This window comes from Tardiphaga robiniae, assembly GCF_013359755.1.
GTDB classification, from domain to species: domain Bacteria; phylum Pseudomonadota; class Alphaproteobacteria; order Rhizobiales; family Xanthobacteraceae; genus Tardiphaga; species Tardiphaga robiniae.
Genome location: NZ_JABMCJ010000072.1, coordinates 162,367 through 186,778, shown reverse-complemented (window position 1 = coordinate 186,778; position 24,412 = coordinate 162,367). Strand labels below are relative to the sequence as shown.

Genomic DNA, 24,412 nt, shown 5'->3' with positions numbered 1-24,412 from the left:
CACGAGAGCCTCGCAAAGCTGGCGAAGACGACTGGCAAACTATACTAAGAAAACGAAACGGCTCAATAAGCCGAACAGATATGGAGGGGACATGTCACGCGCATCTCTATCGATGGCTGTCATACTGCTGCTCATTGCAGGCCATGCTCATGCTCAAGGCAAAGCCGGCAAGGGCATTCGGCTCTGGAACCTGACGACATCAACCATTACTGGGTTCCAGCTATCCCCAGCTGGAAAGCAGCAATGGAGCGCCAACCTGACATTGGCGGACAAGGATAAGGAAGTCGATCACGACGAGCGGCTGCGAATCACGGGGATAGAGCCCGGCAGTTACGACGCCAAGGTCAGCTATTCCGAGGCGCGCCAGTGCGTGGTCAGGAATATCGAGATCAAGGCCGATGCGGTCTTCTCGATTGCGGACAAGGACCTGCAGGACTGCAACAAGTAGCGATCATGCCTTGTCGTGGCTATGCGGATATTCGCAGCGCCACTTCACCGCGGTCCATTTCGGATGTTCGCCGATCCACTGGGCGATGTAGGGCGGCGCCGCCATCGCGCATTGATGCAGCGAGAAGTCCGCCGTGAACGACAGGTTCCGCTCTTCGCAGGTGTTTGGCGACATCACCGCGCAGACTGTCAGGACCAGATTGATCATATTCATGTCGGCATCCCAGATCGTTCACCGGACGATAACATCTGAAATACGCGCCCGTCAGCGCGAAGTTTCGGCGATTTCCAGGCTAAAAATTGATCCCGTAAACCAGACGGGCCTGGTGACGCTCAAAATTGACCAGATCCAGCGACGATCCCGGCACCTCGGAGCGGCCCCATACTTGAGTGCTCCAGCTTGCAGTCAGTCGTGACCGGTCCGAAAGCTGGACATAGGCGGTTGGCCCGACGAACAGCGCCTGACCAGACAGTTCGCCAAGACCGATCCCTTCATATCGGCGCATATAGCGCGCCTCGCCGCCGAGAAGGATGCCGGGGCGCACCTGCATCATGACGCCGAGCGCCGCTCCGATGCTCGCCTCGCGTTCCCGCGTTCCGGTATCGACATAGCGCGTCCATTCCGGCTGATAGATCAGATTGAGTGCCGCAACAGCAACGTCAGGGACGATCTCTCGATCGAAGGCCAGCGTCAGCCCAGTGCCGTAGCTCCTGACCCGCGCTGCGCTCGTTTCGTCGATCCCGTTGAACTGCGCGTCGATCGCGAGCGTCATGCCGACGGGGGCCGTCTCGCGATCAAGAAATCTGTAGCGAAAGTCCAGCGATGCCCCCTGCCAGGCCAGCGTGCGCTGATCGGCGAATCCGGGAACACCAGTGATCCGATGGGCTGAGAAACTGCTGCCGATCTCAATGCGGATGTCCTTGGCGGGAACGAACTCCAGTTCGAATTCCTGCTCGCCCGCGCGATAGCGACCGCCGGATTTGCCGAATCGCCCGGTCGTCTCGCTCTGGAATTCCCGCTCGCCCACCCGGCCGACGTCACTGCCGATCATGAAGCCGAAAATATGCTCGGTATCGATGTCACCGGCCTGCGCGCGCGGCACGGCCAGCGTGCTGAATGCAAGAATCGCCGCGTAGACTGTCCTGACGCCGCGCTGCACCTGCATCCAATCCTGTCATCGAAGAGAGGCGTATATATAGAGATAATGCACCGCGCGAGCCTAGTCGAAATTGGCCCAGCCGCGAAGACGTCTCTGCGATTGACTTGAACATCGCACCAGGATCGGTTGCTATACGCATGCGGCGCGCCGTTAGTGCCAATAGTCAGGGAAGGATATGTCCATGGCGAGACTCCTGGTCCTCTACAAAACACCGAAGAAGCCCGCAGCCTTCGACAAATACTATCAATCTGTACATATCCCGCTGGCAAAGAAGATTCCGGGGCTGAGACACTATGGTGTCAGCACAGGGGGCGTCACAACGCCGACGGGCGACAGCGATATTCATCTGGTCGCCGCGCTGGATTTCGAAACGGTTGCGGCGCTCAAGCTTGGCCTCGCCTCGCCGGAAGGGCAGGCCGCAGCAGGCGACCTCGCGAATTTTGCGGATGGCGGCGTAGATCTTCTGATTTTCGACACGAAGGACGTCTGACAATCGCAACGCGCGTTCAGCGGCCTCTGCCCGGCTCACAAACCGTAGTCTGCGAGCCGGGAGAGATCGATCAAGACGATCAATCTGTCACTTACGGGCCGCGCAGGCGTACATGTTGATTTCCATGCCGACCTGCACTTCCACGATCTTCGGAGTCTTCCAGCTCATCTTGGTCTCCTCAGAGTTTGCGCGATGATTGCGCCGCCGCACGATAAGCAGTGAGGCGGCGTCTTTCAACTTAACTCCTCAGGTTGCGGCGCAAAATGTGCAGGCAACCGAAATGTAACTACACTTCTTCGGTGAGAGCAGGCCGCTGATGGCCGTGATGCGCCTTGTGTATCGCGGATGGAGCCACGCCAAAATACTTCCGGAACACGCGACTGAAATGCGAGGAACTTGAGAAGCCCCAGGAAAATGCGACGTCCGTGATCGTCTTTCCGTTCTGCGCTTCCAGTTCCTGCCGGCAATTCTGCAGCCGCGCCTGCCAGATATAGTCGCTGACAGTTATCCCGCGGTCGCTGAACAGCATATGCAGATAACGTTTGGTGCAATGCAATGCGGTCGAAATCTGATCGATGCTGAGCTCGGGGTCGCGCAAATGTTCCCGAATGAAACCCTGCGCACGGACATACATGGCTTCCGGCCCGACACGATCAAGCGTCATGTCGACTTCCCGCAGCGGCAACAGCAACAGATCAATCAGTGAATCGGCAACACCGATGGCACTGTTTGGCGATAGTCTGGTCGCTTCGTGGAAAGCGGCCTGTACGAATTCGTGTGCGATGCGCCCGGTGCCGGCGCGCGCCGACAGTTTGCAGGCGGCCAGATTTCCCGCACCGAGGCCGCGCTCATGCAGCAACTCCTTGGGCACGATCACGACGTCATGGCGTGTAAAGGCCGGGCTGACGATGGTATGCGGGCACGACACATCATAGACGAGGCAATCGCCGGGCCCGATATCGATCCGGCGACTGTCCTGTTCGAAATGCGAAACGCCATAAGTTTGGAACACGATCTTCACGTAGGGATGATCGCTTTGCCGAATTCGCGGGGCCGCGTGGCCGATTCGGTGCTGGCTCGCCTCGATGTGACACAATTTCAGCCGCGAAACCGATGTGCAGCTGATCAGTGCATCGAATGTGGATGCTTCCAGCGGATCGATGTCAAATCGCCCGCACAGATCGGTCAGGGCATCTGACCAAACCTGGATCTGCCTTGTCGGCGTCAATCCGGATGTGCTGAGAGAACTAAGCGTATCGGACATGAACAATTCACCGATGAAAGGTCATCACGTAACAATTCGTCACGAGACGGAACTATACTTACAGAACGAAGCACATATCGAACGAAGCACATATGGAAAAATGTGCGAAACAATATGTAACGGCACAGCCCGCAGCTCGTGAATTGTGGTCAGAGTAACTCACTTCTCCTTGTCGATCCTCTGACTCGATACCAGCCCCGTCAAGTGAAACATCACCCTTAGGTCGCAGTGCGGCGATCCGTGTGCAGTGCGAAAGGCGCGGGCTTTCCAGATACCGTTCAGGTTTTTCGTCAATGTACGAGAAAATTATCTTGCACGGGTTCTCTGTCGAGCAAGCCTGCTTCGCTCTTGGGCAAGTATGCAGCAGCGGATCTTGCTACTCATAGATACCAAAATGAAGCTGGGCCGCTTGACGAGACCCGGCATTATGTCTGGGAGGACATCACGATGCGAAAGGTGCTGCTTGCGACCTGTCTTGGCACAATGGCGGCCTCTGCCGCAGGCGTTGCCATCGCCAATGATGAACTGACAAAGATGGCGCAGAACCCGAAAGACTGGGTCATGCCAGCGGGCGACTACGCCAATACGCGCTATTCGAAGCTGAACCAGATCACGGCGGCTAATGTCGGCAAGCTGCAGGTGGCCTGGACCTTCTCTACCGGTGTTCTGCGCGGCCACGAAGGCGGTCCGCTGATCATCGGCAACATGATGTATGTGCATACGCCGTTCCCAAACAAGGTCTACGCAATGGACCTGTCGCAGGACAACAAGATCGTCTGGAAGTATGAACCGAAGCAGGATCCGAACGTCATTCCGGTGATGTGCTGCGACACCGTCAATCGCGGCGTTGCCTATGCGGATGGCAAGATCTTCCTGCACCAGGCCGATACCACGCTGGTCGCACTCGACGCTAAGACCGGCAAGGAAGTCTGGACCGTCAAGAACGGCGACCCTGGCAAGGGTGCAACCGGCACGTCGTCTCCGCTCGTGGTCAAGGATAAGGTCCTGATCGGCATCTCGGGCGGCGAATTCGGCGTTCAGTGCCACATGACTGCCTATGACCTGAAGACCGGCAAGCTCGCTTGGCGCGCCTTCTCGGAAGGACCGGACGACCAGATCATGGTGGATCCGGAGAAGACCACCGCACTCGGCAAGCCCGTCGGCAAGGACTCCAGCATCAAGACGTGGCAAGGCGATCAGTGGAAGATCGGCGGCGGCTGCACCTGGGGCTGGACCTCCTACGATCCGGAGCTGAACCTCGTCTATTACGGCTCGGGCAATCCCTCGACCTGGAATCCGAAGCAACGGCCGGGCGACAACAAGTGGTCAATGACCATCTTCGCGCGCGATGCCGACACAGGCATGGCCAAGTGGGTCTATCAGATGACTCCGCATGACGAATGGGACTATGACGGCGTCAACGAAATGATCCTCAGCGATCAGCAGATGAACGGCCAAAACCGCAAGCTGCTGACGCATTTCGATCGTAACGGCCTCGCTTACACCATGGACCGTGTCACCGGTGAATTGCTGGTTGCCGAAAAATACGATCCGAAGGTGAACTGGACCACCGGTGTCGACATGAACAAGTCGTCGCCGACCTATGGCCGTCCGAAAGTGGTCGATCAGTACTCCACCGAGAAGCAAGGTGAAGACGTCAACACCAAGGGCGTCTGCCCGGCGGCACTCGGCACCAAGGATCAGCAACCCGGAGCCTATTCGCCGGATACCCAGCTGTTCTATGTGCCGACCAACCATGTCTGCATGGACTATGAGCCGTTCAAGGTGAACTACACCGCCGGCCAGCCTTATGTGGGTGCGACGCTGTCGATGTATCCACCTCCGGGCGAAACCCATATGGGCAACTTCATTGCCTGGGACAACAAGACCGGCAAGATCGTCTGGTCCAACAAGGAACAGTTCTCGGTCTGGTCGGGGGCGCTCGCCACTGCCGGTGGCGTGGTGTTCTACGGGACGCTGGAAGGCTACCTGAAGGCGGTCGATGCCAAGACGGGTAAGGAACTCTACAAGTTCAAGACTCCGTCCGGCATCATCGGCAACGTCACCACCTACGAAAACAATGGCCGGCAGTATATCGCCGTCCTGTCAGGCGTCGGCGGCTGGGCCGGCATCGGTCTCGCAGCGGGTCTGACGGATCCGACTGCCGGTCTCGGTGCCGTCGGTGGTTACGCAGCCCTGACCAACTATACCGCACTCGGCGGCGCGCTGACGGTCTTTGCACTCCCACAGTGAACTGACGCATCAGTCACCGGCGCATGGCTTCGTCCATGCGCCGGTCTTTTCTGAAATCGCATGTCGAGGACAAGCTATTGCGTCACATCTGGTCTGTCATTGCCACGATTGTTGTCGTGGCCTCCGGGAATACGAGCTTCGCCGAGAATGCCGGCGATCCGAAAGCCGTCAAATCCGAGGACGGCAAGTATCTGGACAAGGAGGGCAATCCGACCTTCAACGTTGCCGCCGATGGCACCATCGACTGGTACACATATTCGGGTTACCGGCGCTATCACTCGGAATGCCACGTTTGTCATGGCCCCGATGGGATGGGATCGACCTACGCGCCGGCGCTGAAGGACTCGCTGAAAACGATGAGCTATGGCGATTTCCTCGGCGTTGTCGCCAGCGGCCGCAAGAATGTCAGCACGTCGCAGGAAAGCGTCATGCCGGCCTTTGGCGATAATACCAATGTCGCCTGCTATATGGACGATCTCTACGTCTATCTGCGTGCGCGCGCCAATGATGCAGTCGGCCGCGTCCGCCCGGGCAAGCGTGAGGAAAAACCCGCAGCCTATACGGAGGCCGAGAGCGCCTGCATGGGGAAACCGCACTGATGCGGATCGCAAGCCGCTGACCTGCAATCCCGGATGACGCGAGCTCGGACCACACAGGACCGGATGACGCAAGATCAAACGACCGAGGGAGTTGAGAATGAAGACCCGCGCCGCAGTCGCCTTCGAAGCAAAGAAGCCGCTTGAGATCGTCGATGTCGATCTCGAAGGGCCGAAGGCAGGCGAAGTTCTGGTCGAGATCAAGGCGACCGGCATTTGCCACACCGATGCCTATACGCTCGATGGTTTCGACAGCGAAGGCATCTTTCCTTCCATCCTCGGCCATGAGGGCGCGGGTATCGTGCGTGAGGTCGGTCCCGGAGTCACCTCGGTCAAGCCCGGGGATCACGTCATCCCGCTCTACACGCCGGAATGCCGGCAATGCAAAAGCTGCCTGAGCCAGAAGACCAATCTCTGCACCGCGATCCGCGCCACCCAGGGCAAGGGCGTGATGCCGGACGGGACCTCGCGCTTCAGCTATCAGGGCAAGCCGATCTACCACTACATGGGCTGCTCGACCTTTTCGAACTTCACGGTGCTGCCGGAGATCGCGGTGGCGAAGATCCGCGACGACGCGCCGTTCGACAAGAGCTGCTATATCGGCTGCGGCGTCACCACGGGTGTCGGTGCCGTGGTCAATACGGCGAAGGTCACGCCGGGCTCCAATGTCGTCGTATTCGGCCTTGGCGGCATCGGCCTCAACGTCATTCAGGGCGCACGGATGGTAGGGGCCGACAAGATCGTCGGCGTCGACATCAATGACGACAAGGAAGAATGGGGCCGCCGCTTCGGCATGACCCATTTCGTCAATCCGAAGAAGGTCGATGGCGACATTGTTCAGCATCTGGTGGGGCTGACCGATGGCGGCGCCGATTACACCTTCGACTGCACCGGCAATACCACGGTCATGCGCCAGGCGCTTGAAGCCTGCCACCGCGGCTGGGGTGTTTCCGTTGTCATTGGCGTCGCGGAATCAGGAAAAGAGATCGCGACCCGGCCATTTCAGCTCGTCACAGGTCGCGTCTGGAAAGGCACAGCCTTCGGCGGCGCGCGGGGTCGTACCGACGTGCCCAAGATCGTCGACTGGTACATGAACGGAAAGATCGAGATCGATCCGATGATTACGCATGTCCTCAAGCTGGAAGAGATCAACAGGGGATTCGATCTGATGCACGAAGGAAAATCGATCCGATCGGTGGTCGTGTTCTGAATGCAGGCTGCAACACCAGAGTGCCAATACAACAATGCTTCACACAAGTGACGCATCATACCAGGAGGATAGACTGATGACTGTTCATATCCACCCGTCCGTTGACGGCGGTGTCAAACAAGGTTCAGGCCATTTTGCGGGCGGAACGCTGGTCTGCAAATGCAGCGACAAGCCGGTCAAGGTTGGTGTCAAAGGCGACGTCGCTCATAACCACGCCTGCGGCTGCACCAAGTGCTGGAAGCCGAGCGGCGCGACGTTCTCTGTCGTCGCAGTGGTTCCGCGCGAAAACGTCACCGTACTGCAAAACGGCGACAAGCTGCGCATCGTCGATCAGGCCGCAACCATCCAGCGTCATGCCTGCACCGGATGCGGCACCCACATGTTCGGCCGCATCGAGAACAAGGGACATGCGTTCTATGGCCTCGACTTCATTCATCCTGAATTATTCGAAGAATCCGGCTCGGCCGCACCGGGCTTCGCCGCCTTCGTCTCGTCGGTGATTGAATCCGGCGTGAAGCCGAGCGACATGACCGCAATACGGTCGCGCCTCAAGGAACTGGGACTCGAGCCTTATGATTGCCTTTCGCCTGCGCTGATGGATGTCCTCGCCAATCACGTGGCAACGGCCAAAGCGGCCTGAGTCAACACAGCATATGAGTATCCGCCGGTGGCGACATGTCGCTACCGGCGTTGCTATTAGTAGATTTGCTCCGGCAAGGGGCTTCGACTTGGTGGGTCACCCGAATAATCGCGCTTCGGCGTCGCTGCGATCGGCCCGCTGCTTTGTCGCGACAATACTCACAGCGTTGACTGCACGGCTGAGCCGAGGGCTCGACGCCCTCTCTGGCGCGCAGCCGACATGCGGCAGATAAGATCCGCCTGGTAAGATCCCCGCCATCGCCCATTAATGTGGCAGCTCTGCCCAAATCATGGGAGCGGACGATCCAAATTATTGTACGTCCCGGGACAAGCTTTCTGCGGACATGCGCCCGTAGGCTTCTTCGAGGTTAGGAACATGGTTCAGGCCATGACAACGTCGAAGGAGCGATCGAATGGTCAAGTTGCATTTTACTGACATCCGTAGGCTTTGGCCTGAAACGGGCGCGATGATCGGATGGCGTGCGGCGGCAGTGGGCGCGCTATTGGCGGTCGGCACCTTTGTTCCGATGTCCGCGCAGGCGGCCGTGCCGGCGGCTTGCGCGGAATTGCAGGCAAAATTTCCGGACTGGAAAGGCAAGACACTCGTCAACGCCATTAATCCGCATACACCGGGCTATGAATCGATCGATCCCAAGGATCCCAACAAATATATCGGTTTCGATATCGATCTCGGCGAGCAGATCGGCGAATGCCTTGGCTTCAAGCTGACCTACAAGGCTGTGACCTTCGCGGCCTTGCTGACCACGCTGGCATCGGGTCAGGCCGACATCGTGATTTCCGACATCTATGCCACCGAGGAGCGCGCCAAGGCCGCCGACTTCATCACCTATTCCAAGGTGTTCGACGGCGTGCTCGTCGCCAAGGGTAACCCTAAGAAGATCACCGGTATCAACACCTCGCTGTGCGGCACGGCTGCGGCGGAAAACACGGGCTATGTCGAAGTGCCGCTGATCCAGGCGCTGGGGCCGGAATGCAAGAAGGAAGGCAAGGCCGAGCCGACCATCCAGCTCTATGACAACAATGCCAACTGCATCCAGGCGATCCTTGCCGGCCGCGCTGATACCTATATCAATGACGTCAACACCGTCGACAACGCGGTGAAGGCCTATCCGGACAAGCTCGAGAAGGCGGTCGCGGTGACGATCCCCTATCAGGTCGGCATCGCCGTGCCGAAGGACAAGCCCAAGTTCCGCGATGCGGTGAAGGCCGCACTCACCGAGATCTACAAGTCCGGTGATCAGCTCGCACTGCTGAAGAAGTGGAAACTCGATCCGGAAAACCTGATGGAGCCCGGCCTGCTGACGGTGAAGTAACGCCAGCCCGCAAGCAAGGATCACTCTCACGTAAGGGCTTTCTGCCTCCATGGAGCTGTTCCTCCACTATCTCAGCATGCCGTATATGATCGAGGGTATCCAGGCGACCTTGCAGGTCACCGCCCTCGGTCTGTGCGGTGGGCTGATCCTCGGTGTGATCCTGGCATGGATGCAACTCAGCAGGTTCAAGCCGCTGGCATCCTTCGCCCGGGTCTATGCCGTGATCTTTCGCGGCACCCCGCTGATCCTGCAGATGGTGTTTGCCTATAATGCCCTGCCGCAGATTGGCATCAAGCTTCCCGCCATTCTCGCCGCCGGCCTGGCGCTGGCCTGCAACGAAGCGCCGTTCATCGCCGAGATGCTGCGCTCCGGCGTGCTCGGCGTCGACCGCGGTCAGGTGGTGGCCGGCCAGGCGCTCGGCATGACCCCGGGCGTCCTGATGCGCCGGATCATCGCGCCGCAGGCGATCCGGTCGATGATCCCCGCTTTCGGCAACGAAGCGGTCAGCGCGCTGAAGAATTCGTCGCTGGCCTCCGTCATCGCCGTGCAGGAGCTGACGCTGCGCTCGACGCAACTGGCGTCCTCGACCTTCGATTTCTTTTCGATCTTCTTCGCGTCGGGTCTGATCTACCTGCTGCTCACAGCGGCGATCGCGGGCATCCAGCTGCTTCTGGAATGGAAGTTCGACCTCGATCGCACGACCGGGCAGAACCAATTCATGCGCGTCATGCCATGGTATCGCGCGCCTGGCAGCGACGATCCGCTGGCGCCGCAGGTCGACATGCCGTCGGAAATCCTGCCCGACGGTGGCATTGCGGAATTACCGCCGCCGCGGATGCGGCCGGAACGCGGCGATCCCATCAAACGCGCCGAGATGCTGGCGCGCAACAATGTCGCTGTCGAGGTCTCCGATCTCCGCAAGAGCTACGACAGGAACGTGGTGCTCGATGGCGTCGACATCACGGTCAGGATCGGTGAAGTGATCGCGCTGCTCGGACCAAGTGGCTCCGGCAAGAGCACGCTGCTCCGCTGTATCAACAATCTCGAACTGTGGAACGGCGGCGCCATCAAGGTCGCCGGCCGCCAGCTCGGCTTCAACGCGCATGGCAAGCCGCTGTCGCCGCGGCTGCTCGCGAATGCTCGCGCCGAGGTCGGCGTCGGCATGGTGTTCCAGCAGTTCAACCTGTTCGGCCACCTCACGGCCAAGGAGAACATTGCCGGCCCGCTGCGCTGGGTGCACGGCGTCGCGCGCGCCGATGCCGATCGTCGGGCCGATGAACTCCTGGCGCGCGTCGGGCTCAGCCATCGCGCGGATGCGCTGCCACGGCATCTGTCCGGCGGCCAACAACAGCGCGTCGCCATTGCCCGGGCCATCGCGCCCAATCCGAGCGTGCTGTTGCTGGACGAGCCGACCTCGGCGCTCGATCCCGAACTGGTCAATGAAGTGCTCGAAGTGATCCGCCGCCTCGCCGTTGAGGACGGCCTGACCATGATCATCTCGACGCATCAGCTGCGCTTTGCCAGCGAAGTGGCCGACCGTGTGGTGCTGCTCGCCGGAGGAGCGATCATCGAGGAAGGCCCAGCGAGTGAAGTCCTGACCAATCCGCGCAATCCCGTCGCGCAGCGTTTCCTCAATGCGATGGAGGCGGAAGTCTCGTGATCGCTACGCGTCGCAAGTTCGTTCAATGTCTATGAGGGCCTCAGCATGAAGCATCATCTTCTTCCGGTGTCGCCGAAGACCGTTCACTGGGGCTATTTCAGCAAGGTGGTCACGCCCGCGCTAACGCTGAAGTCGGGCGACCGCGCTACCATCGAAACGCTGACGCATCATGCCAATGACGATTACGAGCGCATGATCGAAGGCGATCCCGGCGCCGAGAGCGTGTTCAAATGGACCCGCGAGCACAAGGCCATCGTCCGCCGCGGCTCCGGCCCGACGGAAGGTCCGTTCATTCGCGGCTCAGGCGAAGGCGTCGGCGTGCATCTGCTCACCGGGCCGGTGGCGATCGAAGGCGCGGAGCCGGGCGATGTGCTGGAAGTACGTATTCTCGACGTGCGCCCGCGGCCGGCCTGCAAGGCCTGTCATGCCGGCAAGTGCTTCGGCTCCAACGTCGCCGCGAATTGGGGCTTCCACTATCACGACCTGATCGAGGAACCGAAGCCGCGCGAGGTCGTGACGATCTTTGAGCTCGATACGTCGGGCGAACCCTTCGCCAGGGCGGTCTATAATTATGTCTGGACGCCGCAGATTGATCCCGATGGCATCCTGCATCCGACCATCGATTATCCCGGCGTACGCGTCGATCACGCGACCATCAGGAAACGCGAAAACATCCTGCCCAATGTCAGGGTGCCGGCACGGCTGCATTTCGGAACCATGGGCCTCGCGCCATCCGAGGAGGATTTCGTGTCGTCGATCCCGCCGAGTTACACCGGCGGCAATATCGATGACTGGCGCGTCGGCAAGGGCGCCAAGATGTTCTATCCCGTGGCGGTGCCCGGCGCGTTCTTCTCGGTCGGCGATCCCCATGCCGCGCAGGGCGACAGCGAGCTCGGCGGCACGGCGATCGAGACCTCGCTGACCGGCGACTTCGAATTTATTCTGCACAAGCATCGTGACCTCGGCGGCACAGCGCTCGAAGGCCTGACGCATCCGATGCTGGAAACCGCCGATGCCTGGTCGGTCTACGGCTTCACCTTCCCGAACTATCTCGCCGAACTCGGCGCCAAGGCGCAGCTCGACGTCGCCAATCATTCCAGCCTCGATCGGGCCATGCGCGATGCGTTCCGCAAGCTCAGGCGTTTCCTGATGACGGTGCACAAGATGAGTGAAGACGAGGCGATCTCGCTGATGTCGGTCGGTGCGGATTTCGGGGTGACGCAGGTGGTCGATGCCAATTGGGGCGTCCATGGCACAATCCGCAAGAACGTCTTCCGCTGCGACTAAGCGGATGAAATTGCACTGAATTCGGCTATGAGGATGATGGCGCGGTGATCGGGGAAGTTGCAGGGCAAGGCGCTGCGTCCTTCGGGATGGCACGGAGGTTGCTTCGCTTCGGCTATGAAGGTCGATGCATGAGCCTCCGTCCGTTCACCAGTGAATCCTACTCTGAAGACGACCGCCCCGAAGCATGGCGCGACGTCCTGAGTTCGATTGGCCTGCAGCCGACGGCTGCGACGACCACGCATCACGGTCACGCCACCGCAGTTCGTCGCACCTTCGAAGGTATTGCACTGGCCAAATTGTCTGCCGGCGCACAGGCGATCTCGCCATTGTCGGATCTGGCCAGCGATCATCCCCTCGTATTGCTGCCGCTCGAGGACGGTGTTGCACTGAAGACCACCGCCGGACATCAGATCGTCGCCGTCGGGCATCTGCTGTTGCTGCCCCGCAAAGGGGACTGGAGCGTCGCATTCCAGCGCGACATGCGCGCGGTGGTGCTCTCGGTGACGTCCGATCCGCTGCACAGCCGCCGCGCTAGTGCCCCCGCCATCCCCGATGTCCAGATCATAGGCCCCGGCGGCTTCGGCGACGTGTTCGCGCGTATGATGGAACAGGCGGCCCGCAACCTCGAAACATTGTCCGATGCCGAATGGTTGGCGATCGCACAAAGTCTTGCCGATCTGTTGCCGACCTTTACACGTCAACTGGCCGAGCCGACGGCCGATCTCAACAGCGGCACGGCGACCAAGGCGGCGACCTTGCATCGGCTGTGCCAAACCATCGAGCGACGCCTCGACGATGCGGATCTGACGCCGGCCAAGGTGGCGCAGGCCGAGGGCATCTCCGAACGTTATCTGCAGAAACTATTCGAAGGCACCGGCAGCAGCTTTACGCATTACCTGCGCGAACGCCGGCTGCAGCGCACCTGGGCCGATCTGTCGAATCCGTCCGAGGCAAATCACTCGATTTCCGAGATTGCCTTTAGTGCCGGCTTCAATGACTCCGCGCATTTCAGCCGCACGTTCCGTCACCGCTTCGGCCTGTCGCCGCGCGAATTCCGCCAGAATGAAGCCGAGCGCCTGACGGCATCGGCGACGGCGGCGGGACAACGCGGATGGCCGCAGGAAGCGCTGGCGCAGTTGCGCAGCCAGCACGCGCCGTCGACCACGGGGAAGATTGCGCAGCCGGAGCCGGCCGAGACGATCACGCACGGCATCGCGGATGCTTCGAAGAATCTCCGGCACCATCATCTTGCCGCCGATGCATCTCGCGTGCACTGGGGGTATTTCAGCCGCTCGTTGCCGCCGCAGATCGAGATCAATTCCGGCGACACGATCACCATCGAAACACTGACGCAGCACGCATCCGACGATCCCGAGCGGATGATCAAGGGCGATATCGGCGCTGAGAGCGTGTTCTGCTGGACGCGCGATCAGAAGAATGTCGATCGCCGCGGGGCCGGTCCGATGGACGCCTCGATCTATGGCCGTGGGGCCGGTGAGGGCTTTGGCGTCCACATTTGCACCGGGCCGGTGGCGATCAGGGACGCGCAGCCCGGCGATGTGCTGGAAATTCGCATCCTCGACATCGTGCCGCGCGCCAGTCGCAATCCGGATTTCGACGGTCAGGTTTTCGGCAGTAGCGTCGCGGCGTGGTGGGGCTATCACTACAAGGAATTTCTCGCCGAGCAGAATACGCGTGAGGCGGTGACGATCTACGAAATTCTCGATCACGACGACGTGCCATATGCGCGCGCGCTCTACTCGTATCGCTGGGAGCCGCAGACCGATCCGTTCGGCACCGTGCACAATACCTACGATTATCCGGGCATTCCGATTACGCCGGCCTCTGTGCGGCGTCGGCATGACGTGCTCGACGGCATTCGCATTCCTCTGCGTCCACATTTCGGTGTCATTGCCGTCGCGCCGCGAGAGGCCGATCTCGTCGATTCAGTGCCGCCAGCCTATTTTGGCGGTAATCTCGACAATTGGCGGCTCGGCAAGGGATCGACGGTCTATCTGCCGGTATCGGTGCCCGGCGCATTGCTGTCCGTCGGCGATCCCCATGCCGCGCAGGGCGACGGTGAACTCGGTGGCACGGCGATCGAATGTTCGATGACCGGAACCTTCCAGGTGGTCTTGCACAAGAAGGGCAATCTCGCCGGCCAGGCGTTCGCCGATCTCACTTATCCGCTGATCGAGACCGAGAGTGACTGGGTGCTGATGGGCTTCAGCCATCCGAACTATCTCGCTGAATTCGGCGCCAAGGGGCAGAGCGAGGTCTATGCGACCTCGTCGCTCGATCTCGCGATGAAGGACGCCTTTCGCAAGATGCGGCGCTTCCTGATGAACATCAAAGGTCTCACCGAGGATGAGGCGATCGCGTTGATGTCGGTCGCCGTCGACTTCGGCGTGACGCAGGTTGTCGACGGCAATTGGGGCGTTCATGCCATTCTGAGCAAGCGGGTGTTCGATCACACGTCAAAATCATAAGGTCCAGGAGACGCGCTGTTGCAATTTCACATGATCTCCGGCGGGCCGAAGCCGGTCGCGCCGTTCAGCCATGCTGTGGAGGCCGACGGCTTCGTGTTCGTCACCGGGCAGATGCCGGACACGCCGGCAATGCCGGGCGTGCTGCCCGATGGCATCGTGGCACAGACCGAAGCGGTGATGGAAAATCTGCGCGTGGTGCTCGCGGGGCTCGATCTCGGCTTCGAGCACATCACCATGACGCGGATCTATCTCACCGAATTCAAGCGCGACTACGTGGCGATGAACGAGACCTATCGCAGCTATTTTCCGCCGGATCGTTTGCCGGCGCGGACCTGTGTCGGCGTCACGGGCCTCGCTTATGACGCTCTGATCGAAATCGACCTAGTTTGTCGACGGCCCAGATAATGGTCGGTGCGAAGAGATGGAAAACCTAGTTCGCCTTTTCGATCAGGCTTTCCAGCAGGCGCTTCAGGTCGGCCGTTGCCTTGTTGCCGTAGTTCTCGGCGATATGGGCTTCCTGGCTCAGCGCCAGCGAGTTCAGCCGCTGGGTTAGTGTCTTGCCGCGGTCGGATATGAACATCACCACCTTGCGGCGGTCGTCGGGGTCCTGCACCCGGTAGACCAGTGCATCAGACACCATCCTATCGACCATCTTGGTCAGGGTCGGATGATTCAGCAGAACCGCATCGGCGAGGTCGCCCATGGAGTGGCCCTTACCGTCAGACAGCACTTTCAGAATGCGCCACTGTTCGACCGGCACGCCTTCCTTCTTGAAGCGAGCATCGAGCTGGCGATTAATCTCCCGGTTCGCCTGCGCCAGCAGATAAGCGAGGTGTTCGGTGATGGGCGTGCTCGGCGATTTGGCCACGGCTGGGAGACTTTGCTGGAAGGGGTGATGAATATTAAGCGACTTTGCCTGATCCATATGCACGGGAATCGTTGAATATTCAATATTTTCCTCTACGATATTTTCTTTCGCACGATTTTACTGCCGATAAATTGACGCCGCACCGCCGCTGACAACGTCGAAAGGAGAGCGACATGCTCTCGTCACTGCAGATTGCAACAACCGGCGCGCTGCCGATGCCGGCGCCATGGTTGCTGAAGGGCTTTCAGGACAGCGGGGAAGGTCGTGACGCGATTGCACGTCCCGATCTGTTTCCGCGGCGTCGCAATCGCGAAAAGCTGCGCGTCGTCAATTTTATCGGCCTGTCCGGCCCGGCCGGGATCTGGGGCCTGGCGGGCACCAATAGCATGATGCTCGCGGCATCGGAGATCAATCGGCGCGGCGGCATTCTCGGGCGCGAGATCGAGCCGGTGTTTCATGACGCCGGCGGCGATATCGATGGCGTTGTCCGCACGGCAGCCGACATGATCGCGGCTGGCGATGTCGATGTCATCATGGGCTCGCATATCAGCGCGGTCCGCGTCGCGTTGCGCAAGGTGATCGCCGGGCGCGTGCCCTATATCTATACGCCTGTCTATGAAGGCGGAGAACGCACGCCCGGCGTGATGGCGATCGGCGAGACGCCGCGCGATCAGTCGCGCCCGGCCATCGAATGGCTGGCGAATGAAAAGAAGGCGAAGCGCTGGTATCTGATCGGCAGCGATTACGTCTGGCCGTGGCTGGCCCACAAGGCCACCAAGACATACATCGCCGGTGCCGGAGGGCGCGTGGTGGGTGAGGAATTCGTTGCGCTTGGCGAGCAGAATCACGATGCCCAGATCGCCCGTATCCGGGCCGCCAAGCCGGATGTCGTGGTCATCTCGCTGATCGGCACCGACAGCATCGTGTTCAACCGCGCCTTCGCCGAACATGGTCTCTCGTCGAAGGTTCTCCGACTGGCGGGGGCCATGGATGAAACGCTGCTGCTCGGCATGGGCGCGGATAGCTCCGAGGGGCTCTATTGTGCATCGGGCTATTTCGTCGACCGTGCGTCGGCGGCGAATGATGCATTCCGTGCGCAATATGAAGCATCGTTCGGACGCTGTGCGCCTGTGCCGGGATCGGTCGCGCAGTCGAATTACGAGGGGCTTAGGTTTCTCGAATCCGTGGCGACCAAGGCGGGCTCATTCGACGTCCGGCCGATGCTGAACGCGGCGTCCAGCGTGGCCTATCACGGCGCCCGCGGTGAGGTCAGCATGCGCGGCGGGCGGGCGAAAATGCCGATCTATCTTGCCGAAGCAGACGGTCTGGATTTCAGGCTCATCCGGACATTCTAGGTCAGTCGCAGACCCGATCAGGACGATCCCGAAAAATAATACTTGAAAAGGAAAATATTTCTCTTTCTAATGATGCGTGAAAGGCGACACCGTCGTCGCCTTTTCGGTGTGGGCATCCCCGAAGAAATACCGCGCCGGTTGCATCGTGGATATTAGGAGAAATCATCGTGGCCGTTTCACTTCCCACTCCCGATCAACTCCTCGCCGTCGCCGATCAGTGCGGCCTCGCGCTGTCCGATGAGGACGTCACCTCGTTCCGCGCGCTGATGCAGGGATCCGTCGATGCCTACAACGTCGTGGCGGCGATGCCCGACGAAGTACCCGAAGTGAAATATCCGCGTACACCTGGCTATCGGCCCGCGCCGGAAGAGAACACGCGCAACGCCTGGTATCGCAAGTCGGTGGTGAAGGGTGCGCCCAGCGGCAAGCTCAAGGGCAAGACCGTCGCGCTGAAGGACAACATCATGCTGGCCGGTGTGCCGATGATGAACGGCTCCTCCACGCTGGAAGGCTATGTGCCGGATTTCGACGCTACCATCGTCACGCGCATGCTGGATGCCGGCGCCGAGATCATGGGCAAGGTGCATTGCGAATCCTTCTGCATGTCCGGCGGCAGCCACACCAATTCGACGGGTAACGTGCATAACCCGCACAAGATGGGCTATTCCGCCGGCGGGTCTTCGTCCGGCAGCGCCGTTGTCGTGGCGCTTGGCGAAGTCGACATGGCAATCGGCGGCGATCAGGGCGGCTCCATCCGCATGCCGTCGTCCTTCTCCGGCACCTATGGCATGAAGCCGACCTGGGGTCTGGTGCCTTATACGGGCATCATGCCGATCGAGATTTTCGTCGATCACACCGGCCCGATGACATCCAATGTCGCCGACAATGCGCTGTTGCTGGAAGTGCTTGCCGGCGATGACGGTTATGATCCGCGGATCAAGTCGCCGGAAGTGCCGGAATACACCAAGGCGCTCGGCGCCGGTGTCAAGGGCATGAAGATCGCCATCGTCAAGGAAGGTTTCGAGCAGCTCGGCGCCGAGGATGCGGTCAACCGCAGCGTTCGCGAAGCGGCCAAGCGCTTCGCCGATCTGGGCGCGACAGTGGAGACGATCTCGATCCCGATGCATCTCACCGCGGCGGCGGTCTGGACGCCGATCGGCACCGAAGGCATGACCCAGACCATGATGGTGGGGGACGGCTATGGCCTCAGTCGGTCGGATCTCTATTCGACCTCGCTGATGGATGCCCATCGCGGCTGGCGCGGGCAGGCGGACTCGCTGTCCGAAACCACCAAACTGCTGCTGCTGTTCGGCACCTATATCAATAACAATTTCGGCCCTCGTTTTTACGGCAAAGCACTGAACATCTCGCGTCGTGTCACAGCTGCCTATGACAAGGCACTGGCGAGCTATGATCTGTTGCTGATGCCGACCACACCGATGAAGGCGACACCGCTGCCGGCGCCCGGCGCGCCGCGTGAAGAAGTCGTCGGCCGCGCCTTCGAGATGATCTCCAACACCTCGCCCTTCGACATCTCGCATCATCCGGCGATGTCGATCCCCTGCGGCATGGTCGATGGTCTGCCGGTCGGGCTGATGCTGGTCGGCAAGCATTTCGATGAGATGACCATCTATCGCGCCGCGCACGCTTTCGAGCAGTCCGCCGATTGGAAGACGATGTGAGGCATCCATGCGGAGACGAGGGTCGGTGATCGCGCATGGATAATCTGATCATGGCGATCTTCGAGATCGCCAGTTTCGGGGCGATCGTCGTGCTGGTCGTGCTGGGGCTGGGGATCATCGCCAGCATGATGGGCATCTTCAATTTCGCGCAGGGCGAGTTCGTTCTGCTCGGGGCCTATGTCACCTACATTGTTCACACAGCGGGTTTGCCGGTGTGGCTCGGTATGGTCGCGGCACCATTTGTTGTCGGCGCACTGGGCTTCGTGCTCGAGCGGCTGATCGTCCGGCGCTTCTATGCTGCGCCGATCGTCGCCATGCTCGGTACCTATGCGCTCGGACTGATCATTCGCGAGATCGTGCGCGGCCTGATCGGCGGACTGTATCTCTCGGTGCCGGAGCCGGTCGGCGGCTCGGTGGCCATCGGCGGCATGCATTTCTCAACCTGGCGTCTGGTGATCATCGTGATCACTGCGCTGGTGATGGCAGGGAGCTATCTGCTTCTGGCGCGCACCGCGTTCGGCCTGCGCATCCGCGCTTCGCTGGAGAACCCGGCGCTGGCGCGAGCCTCCGGCATTTCGACCAACGCAATCTATGGCGCAACCTTCGCGTTCGGCGCCGCGCTCGCAGGTCTGGCCGGCGCGCTGATCGTGCCGGTGTTCACGCTGTTCGCCGATCTCGGCATTCGCTTTCTGATTCAGGGCTTCGTCGCCGTCATGGTCGGCGGCATCGGCTCCTTTGCCGGACCGGTGGCCGGCGCAGGCCTGATCGGCACGCTGAGTGCGGCGCTGCCCTGGGTCATCTCGCCCGTTATCGCCGATGTCGCCGTATTCGTGCTCGCCATCATCTTCATCAAATTCCGGCCGCAGGGCCTCGTTGCAGGAAAAGGGGTTTAGTCCAATGTCTCAAGACGCCAACACTCTCAGCCGTCGCCGCTTTCTCGGCAATGCGGCGCTGTTCGGTACGGCCATCGCCACCGGCGTCGGCAGCTGGGTCATCCCCGCAGGCTGGGCCAACGCGGCTGCCGGACCCATCAAGGTCGGTGTCGGTACCGATCTGACCGGGCCGATGGGCTATGCCGGCAATGCTGACGCCAATGTGGCCAGGATGGTGATCAAGGACATCAACGATGCCGGCGGACTGCTGGGTCGGCCGCTGGAACTGTATATCGAGGACACTGCGTCCAATGAATCCGTCGCGGTCGGCAATGTGCGTAAGCTGATCCAGCGCGAGAAGGTCGATCTGGTCATCGGCGGCATCACCTCGTCGATGCGCAACGCCATCAAGGACGTCATCGTCTCCCGCGGGAAGACGCTCTATATCTATCCGCAGCTCTATGAGGGCAAGGAGTGCACGCCCTATCTGTTCTGCACCGGGCCGACGCCGGCGCAGCAATGTGACGAATTCATCCCCTGGCTGATCAAGAATGGCGGCAAGAAGTTTGCGTTGCCCAGTGCCAATTACGTCTGGCCGCACACGTTGAACGTCTATGCGCGCAAGGTGATCGAGGCCAATGGCGGCGAGGTCGTGTTCGAGGAATACTACCCGCTCGACCAGATCGATTTTTCGTCGACCGTGAACCGCATCATTTCGAACAAGGTCGATGTCGTCTTCAACACCGTCATTCCGCCAGGTGTCGGACCGTTCTTCAAGCAGCTCTCCGAAGCAGGCTTCCTCAAGAATGGCGGACGGCTCGCCTGCGTCTACTATGACGAGAACACGCTCAGCATCAATCAGCCGGCCGAAATCGAGGGCCTCGCAAGCTGCCTCGATTACTTCAAGGCGCTGACGCCGGAAGATCCGTTCAGTGCCAAGCTCCAGGCGGCCTACGAAAAACAGTTCCCGGGCAATTTCCTGTTCGCGGCTGGCAGTGCCGCGACCGGCACCTATCGCGGCCTGAAACTGTGGGAGGCGGCCGTCAAGGAAGCCGGCAGTGTCGATCGAGATGCAGTTGCCAAGGCACTCGACCATGCCAAGATCGCCGAAGGCCCGGGCGGTCCAGCCGAGATGGTCCCCGGTCAGCGGCACTGCAAGATGAAGATGTATACGGCTGTGGCCAAGGGCGGAAAGTATGAAGTCGTCGCGCGCAGCGCCGGTCTCGTCGATCCCAAGGAATGCTGAGTCGATAGTTCGAACCTCGCGGGAGTGGCCGATATCACTCCCGCTTCTCTTTCTCTCATGCCGGCGACCTGATGACCGAGACGACGCCACTCTCTACCGTATCTCTGACGCGAGGCATCAGCGCATCTCGCCAATGGCGCGTGCTGCCGATGATCGAGATCGCAGTGCTGGTCATTGGCCTGCTGCTGCCGCTAGTGCTGCAGGACTATCTCACCGTCTATGCCACGCGCGTGCTGATCCTCTGCCTGTTCGCGCTGTCATTCGACCTGGTCTGGGGCTATGCCGGAATCATGAGTTTCGGCCAAGCTGTGTTTTTCGGCTCGGCCGGGTATGGCGTGGCGCTGCTGGCGCGCGATCTTGGCATTACGTCCATCCTGCTCGTGCTGCCCGCCGGCCTTCTGATCGGCTTCGCCTTTGCGCTGCTGCTCGGCGGCTTTCTGTTGCTTGGTCGCCATCCCGCCAGCGTCATCTTCGTCGCGCTGGGCACGCTGACCGGTTCCTATGCCTGCGATCGTCTGGCGCGGGGCTGGTACTATCTCGGCGGCCAGAACGGCATTCCCTCGATCCCGCCGATGACAATCGGCAGCTATGAGCTCACAGAGGGACCTGTCTATTACTACATGGCCATCGGCTTCCTGATCGTGGTCTATCTGCTCTGTCGTTTCCTGATGCGCTCGCAATTCGGCCTCGCGCTGGCCGGCCTGCGCGAGAACGAACAGCGCATCGCCTTCTTCGGCTACAAGGTGCAGCACCTCAAGGCGATCATCTTTTCGCTGAGCGGGGCTATCGCTGGGCTCGCCGGCAGTCTCTATGCGTTTCACGAAGGCTTCGTCTGGCCCAACATGCTGGGTGTCGTGATTTCCACCCAGGTGGTGCTCTATGTGTTGTTCGGCGGTTCCGGCACGCTGATCGGCGCCGTGATCGGCACGGTCGTCATTGAGGCCGTCAGCTTCTGGCTGTCGAACAGCTATCAGGACATCTGGCCGATCATTCTTGGCGTATTGCTGCTGCTGGTCATCCTGTTCCGGCCCGCAGGACTGATCAGCCTGTTGTTGTCAGAGCGGGAGCGGGTCGGCAGCTTCGGCCGTCCGGGGAAGCGATAGTCATGGCGCTTCTGGAAGCAAAAGGCCTCATCAAAATATTCGGCAAGCTCACGGCGCTGAACGGCGCCGATCTCACCATCGCTGCCAATGAATTTCACGGCCTGATCGGACCCAATGGCTCCGGCAAGAGCACGCTGATGAAATGCATCGCCGGTGCGGAGACGCCGACGCAAGGCACCGTCACTTTCGGCGGTCGCGATATCACGCAGGCCTCGCCAGCCGAGCGCGCCCGCGCCGGCATGAGTCTGAAATTCCAGATCACCAGCGTGCTTCCGGCTCTGACGCTGTACGACAACATCTTGCTGGCGCTGCAGGCACAGACATCGCTGCTCAATCTGGCGCTGTCGCGCACCCGCGGCGTGCTGCATGACAAGGTGATGGCGATGCTCGAACAGTTTCGCCTCGTCGATCGCGCCCACGAGCCGGCCTCCGCGCTGTCGCACGGGCAGCAGCAATGGCTTGAGATCGCCATGGCGCTGGCACCCGAGCCCAAGCTCCTGCTGCTCGACGAGCCGACCGGCGGTATGAGTCTGGAAGAGCGGCGCGTCACCGGCGAATTGCTGCAGCCGATCAAGGCGCGCTGTTCACTCGTCATCGTCGAGCACGATCTCGATTTCATCCGCGATATCTGCGACCGCCTGACCGTGCTGGATCAGGGCCAGATCCTGCAGACCGGCACGGTGCAGCATGTGCAGTCGTGCCCCAAAGTCCAGGAGGTCTATCTCCGCCGTGCCTGACGATAAATTCCTCGATATCCAGTCGCTGGATGCCGGTTACGGCCGCAGCCAGGTGCTGTTCGGCGTTACGGTCAGCGTGCCGTGGCGCGGCGGCGTCGCCATTCTCGGCCGCAACGGCGCCGGAAAAACCACGCTGATGAAGGCTATTGTCGGCGAGTTGCCGGTGCTCGGCGGTGCGGTGAGCCTCGATGGCCGCGATGTCGGCAAACTGCCGACCGAGCAGCGCATCCGCCGCGGCGTCGGCTATGTCCCGCAGGAACATTCGGTGTTTGCGAAACTCTCGGTGCGGGACAATCTCGCCGTCGGCGCGCTGACCAATCGCGACAGCGGGGCGGTCAACCGCGTGCTAGAGATCTTCCCGAAGCTCGGCCAGCGGCTCGATCAGTTTGCCGGCACATTGTCCGGCGGTGAGCGCAAGATGCTGGCGATCGGGCGCGCCATGCTGTCCGATCCCAAAATCTTGCTGCTGGATGAGCCCACTGAGGGCGTCTGGATCGGTGTCATCGAGGAAATTACCGAGCGCCTGATCCTGCTGGCGAAGGACATTGCCGTCGTCATCGTCGAGCAGCATCTCGATCTGGCGCTTCGGGTCGCGAGCCGCGCTTACGTGCTGGATCGCGGCCGGGTTGCATTGACAGGTTCGGCCGGCGAGATTCGCGACGATCCGAGATTGTTGCAGTATTTGGCGCCTTAGAGCCAAGCGGGGTCGTTGGCATCTACCTCTTTGCAGCCTTCGCTTCAGGGTGAATAGTGTCCGCGTTTGGCGCAAAGCGGACATCGTCATAAAACGCTTTTGATCCGGAAGTCCGGCCTTACTGAGTGTTCGAGGTCGCCTTTCGGAATGCCGGATTCCAGGCGGCACATTTATTCAGAGGTCTAAAGTGACATCATAAATTCCATGATCTTCTGCGTCGGCCATGACTTCGAAACCCAGCTCCCTACACATTTGAAGCATGATCGTGTTTTCGCGCATGATCTGGCCAACGATCTGTTTAAGCCCTTCGGAGCGGGAATACTCAATAATCAACTGCATCAAAGCCCAACCGAGCCCTCTGCCTTTGAGGTCCGATTGAAGGAGGATGGCATATTCACCGGAAACGCCGTCATCTTTACGATGCATCCTGACGACGCCAAGCGGCTCCTGGCTCGCCTCATCGAACGCGATGAATGCCATGGCCTTGGCATAATCAATCTGCGTCAAGCTTACGAGAAACGGGTGGGAGAATTCTTTGATGGCACCAAAGAATCGAAGCCTGAGATCGCCCTTATTAACGCGGGAGAGAAGCGTCAGAACCAGAGGTTCATCCGCCGCCGTGATCGGCCGCGTAAAAATTCTCCAGTCAGAATTGAGAACGAGATGTCGCTCCCATTCGACCGGGTAAGGACGAGCTGATCCACCGACTGCGTTCATGTGTGGCTCGTGGCTCGATCCTGCATTAAAAACTGCCCTGCAGCTTGGCAGAGAGCACCTTCAAAATACCTTCGTAAGTGGTGATCATCTTCTTGTGCCGATCGATTGTCTCGGCCGTTATGTCCTGCCAATCGGCACCGTTGGCGCGCTTGCCGATCTGCAGTTCGCCAGCTTCCATAGGCGACATGTGCTCGTGGCATTCGTCCAGAGCTTCCCTGATGCCATGTGCGTATGTTTCAAGATTTATCATGGGGGCCTCGTTGGTTATATGGTGCAGATGGGTAGCCCGTCGAATGTCTCTCGGTAGTT

At 60.4% G+C, this 24,412-nt stretch carries 25 protein-coding genes; 18 read left to right on the top strand and 7 right to left on the bottom strand.

Annotated elements, in window-relative coordinates:
* Positions 1-91 precede the first annotated feature (91 nt).
* Positions 92-448, top strand: a complete 357-nt coding sequence (locus HP556_RS06605) for a hypothetical protein (RefSeq protein ID WP_089266005.1) — start codon at positions 92-94, stop codon at positions 446-448.
* A 3-nt stretch (positions 449-451) separates the two neighbouring features.
* On the opposite strand, the gene HP556_RS06600 is transcribed toward HP556_RS06605, so the two are convergent.
* Both HP556_RS06600 and HP556_RS06595 read right to left on the bottom strand, forming a co-directional pair.
* The gene (locus HP556_RS06600; protein ID WP_068734580.1) at positions 452-661 is read right to left on the bottom strand and encodes a hypothetical protein; all 210 of its coding nucleotides are present in this window, start codon (positions 659-661) and stop codon (positions 452-454) included.
* 79 nt (positions 662-740) lie between these two features.
* Positions 741-1,607: a hypothetical protein gene (locus HP556_RS06595; RefSeq protein ID WP_420878650.1), complete on the bottom strand. Its 867-nt coding sequence runs from the start codon at positions 1,605-1,607 to the stop codon at positions 741-743.
* A gap of 181 nt (positions 1,608-1,788) precedes the next feature.
* On the opposite strand from HP556_RS06595, the gene HP556_RS06590 reads away from it, so the two are divergent.
* Positions 1,789-2,097, top strand: coding sequence for an EthD family reductase (locus tag HP556_RS06590; RefSeq protein ID WP_175366351.1), 309 nt, complete (start codon positions 1,789-1,791; stop codon positions 2,095-2,097).
* Positions 2,098-2,184: 87 nt separating this feature from the next.
* Here HP556_RS06590 and pqqA read toward each other — a convergent pair whose 3' ends face one another.
* Together pqqA and HP556_RS06580 are read right to left on the bottom strand one after the other, a co-directional pair.
* Entirely contained in the window at positions 2,185-2,265 is an 81-nt protein-coding gene (gene pqqA, locus HP556_RS06585; RefSeq protein ID WP_081421972.1) for a pyrroloquinoline quinone precursor peptide PqqA, read from the bottom strand.
* 118 nt (positions 2,266-2,383) lie between these two features.
* Positions 2,384-3,361, bottom strand: coding sequence for a helix-turn-helix domain-containing protein (locus HP556_RS06580; RefSeq protein ID WP_175366350.1), 978 nt, complete (start codon positions 3,359-3,361; stop codon positions 2,384-2,386).
* Positions 3,362-3,808: 447 nt separating this feature from the next.
* Between HP556_RS06580 and xoxF5 the strand changes: the two genes are divergently transcribed.
* From xoxF5 to HP556_RS06535, 9 genes are all read left to right on the top strand, one after another.
* A complete protein-coding gene (gene xoxF5, locus HP556_RS06575; RefSeq protein WP_093757023.1) occupies positions 3,809-5,614 on the top strand; it encodes a lanthanide-dependent methanol dehydrogenase XoxF5 in 1,806 nt (601 codons plus the stop codon).
* A gap of 107 nt (positions 5,615-5,721) precedes the next feature.
* Positions 5,722-6,213 (top strand): c-type cytochrome, methanol metabolism-related, encoded by a 492-nt coding sequence (locus tag HP556_RS06570; protein WP_244628663.1) that lies wholly within the window; start codon positions 5,722-5,724, stop codon positions 6,211-6,213.
* A gap of 97 nt (positions 6,214-6,310) precedes the next feature.
* Positions 6,311-7,420, top strand: a complete 1,110-nt coding sequence (locus HP556_RS06565) for an S-(hydroxymethyl)glutathione dehydrogenase/class III alcohol dehydrogenase (RefSeq protein WP_068734594.1) — start codon at positions 6,311-6,313, stop codon at positions 7,418-7,420.
* A gap of 76 nt (positions 7,421-7,496) precedes the next feature.
* Complete coding sequence (gene gfa, locus HP556_RS06560) at positions 7,497-8,060, top strand: S-(hydroxymethyl)glutathione synthase (RefSeq protein ID WP_093757021.1); 564 nt, start codon at positions 7,497-7,499, stop codon at positions 8,058-8,060.
* A gap of 466 nt (positions 8,061-8,526) precedes the next feature.
* On the top strand, positions 8,527-9,393 hold the full coding sequence (locus HP556_RS06555; protein WP_175366348.1) for an ABC transporter substrate-binding protein: 867 nt from the start codon (positions 8,527-8,529) through the stop codon (positions 9,391-9,393).
* A 49-nt stretch (positions 9,394-9,442) separates the two neighbouring features.
* A complete protein-coding gene (locus tag HP556_RS06550; protein ID WP_175366347.1) occupies positions 9,443-11,053 on the top strand; it encodes an amino acid ABC transporter permease/ATP-binding protein in 1,611 nt (536 codons plus the stop codon).
* Between the two features lie 45 nt (positions 11,054-11,098).
* Positions 11,099-12,340 carry an acetamidase/formamidase family protein gene (locus tag HP556_RS06545; RefSeq protein ID WP_175366346.1) on the top strand — a complete coding sequence of 414 codons (1,242 nt, stop codon included), beginning with the start codon at positions 11,099-11,101 and terminating at the stop codon, positions 12,338-12,340.
* 128 nt (positions 12,341-12,468) lie between these two features.
* On the top strand, positions 12,469-14,829 hold the full coding sequence (locus HP556_RS06540) for an acetamidase/formamidase family protein (RefSeq protein WP_175366345.1): 2,361 nt from the start codon (positions 12,469-12,471) through the stop codon (positions 14,827-14,829).
* 18 nt (positions 14,830-14,847) lie between these two features.
* Positions 14,848-15,234 carry a RidA family protein gene (locus HP556_RS06535; protein WP_089266022.1) on the top strand — a complete coding sequence of 129 codons (387 nt, stop codon included), beginning with the start codon at positions 14,848-14,850 and terminating at the stop codon, positions 15,232-15,234.
* A gap of 25 nt (positions 15,235-15,259) precedes the next feature.
* Here HP556_RS06535 and HP556_RS06530 read toward each other — a convergent pair whose 3' ends face one another.
* On the bottom strand, positions 15,260-15,697 hold the full coding sequence (locus HP556_RS06530) for a MarR family winged helix-turn-helix transcriptional regulator (RefSeq protein ID WP_175366344.1): 438 nt from the start codon (positions 15,695-15,697) through the stop codon (positions 15,260-15,262).
* Positions 15,698-15,870: 173 nt separating this feature from the next.
* On the opposite strand from HP556_RS06530, the gene HP556_RS06525 reads away from it, so the two are divergent.
* The 7 genes from HP556_RS06525 to HP556_RS06495 all read left to right on the top strand — a co-directional run bounded on the left by HP556_RS06525 (position 15,871) and on the right by HP556_RS06495 (position 23,386).
* Positions 15,871-17,052 (top strand): substrate-binding domain-containing protein, encoded by a 1,182-nt coding sequence (locus HP556_RS06525; protein ID WP_175366343.1) that lies wholly within the window; start codon positions 15,871-15,873, stop codon positions 17,050-17,052.
* 167 nt (positions 17,053-17,219) lie between these two features.
* Positions 17,220-18,734: an amidase gene (locus tag HP556_RS06520; RefSeq protein ID WP_175366342.1), complete on the top strand. Its 1,515-nt coding sequence runs from the start codon at positions 17,220-17,222 to the stop codon at positions 18,732-18,734.
* Positions 18,735-18,769: 35 nt separating this feature from the next.
* Entirely contained in the window at positions 18,770-19,627 is an 858-nt protein-coding gene (locus HP556_RS06515) for a branched-chain amino acid ABC transporter permease (protein ID WP_175366341.1), read from the top strand.
* 4 nt (positions 19,628-19,631) lie between these two features.
* A complete protein-coding gene (locus HP556_RS06510; RefSeq protein WP_120287020.1) occupies positions 19,632-20,852 on the top strand; it encodes a substrate-binding protein in 1,221 nt (406 codons plus the stop codon).
* Between the two features lie 71 nt (positions 20,853-20,923).
* Positions 20,924-21,955, top strand: a complete 1,032-nt coding sequence (locus HP556_RS06505) for a branched-chain amino acid ABC transporter permease (RefSeq protein WP_175366340.1) — start codon at positions 20,924-20,926, stop codon at positions 21,953-21,955.
* A gap of 2 nt (positions 21,956-21,957) precedes the next feature.
* On the top strand, positions 21,958-22,692 hold the full coding sequence (locus tag HP556_RS06500; protein WP_175366339.1) for an ABC transporter ATP-binding protein: 735 nt from the start codon (positions 21,958-21,960) through the stop codon (positions 22,690-22,692).
* A complete protein-coding gene (locus tag HP556_RS06495) occupies positions 22,685-23,386 on the top strand; it encodes an ABC transporter ATP-binding protein (RefSeq protein ID WP_175366338.1) in 702 nt (233 codons plus the stop codon). Before HP556_RS06500 ends, HP556_RS06495 begins: the two co-directional genes overlap by 8 nt.
* A 174-nt stretch (positions 23,387-23,560) precedes the next feature.
* Here HP556_RS06495 and HP556_RS06490 read toward each other — a convergent pair whose 3' ends face one another.
* Positions 23,561-24,103: a GNAT family N-acetyltransferase gene (locus HP556_RS06490; protein WP_175366337.1), complete on the bottom strand. Its 543-nt coding sequence runs from the start codon at positions 24,101-24,103 to the stop codon at positions 23,561-23,563.
* A 25-nt stretch (positions 24,104-24,128) separates the two neighbouring features.
* The gene (locus tag HP556_RS06485) at positions 24,129-24,353 is read right to left on the bottom strand and encodes a hypothetical protein (RefSeq protein ID WP_175366336.1); all 225 of its coding nucleotides are present in this window, start codon (positions 24,351-24,353) and stop codon (positions 24,129-24,131) included.
* Between the last annotated feature and the right edge of the window lie 59 nt (positions 24,354-24,412).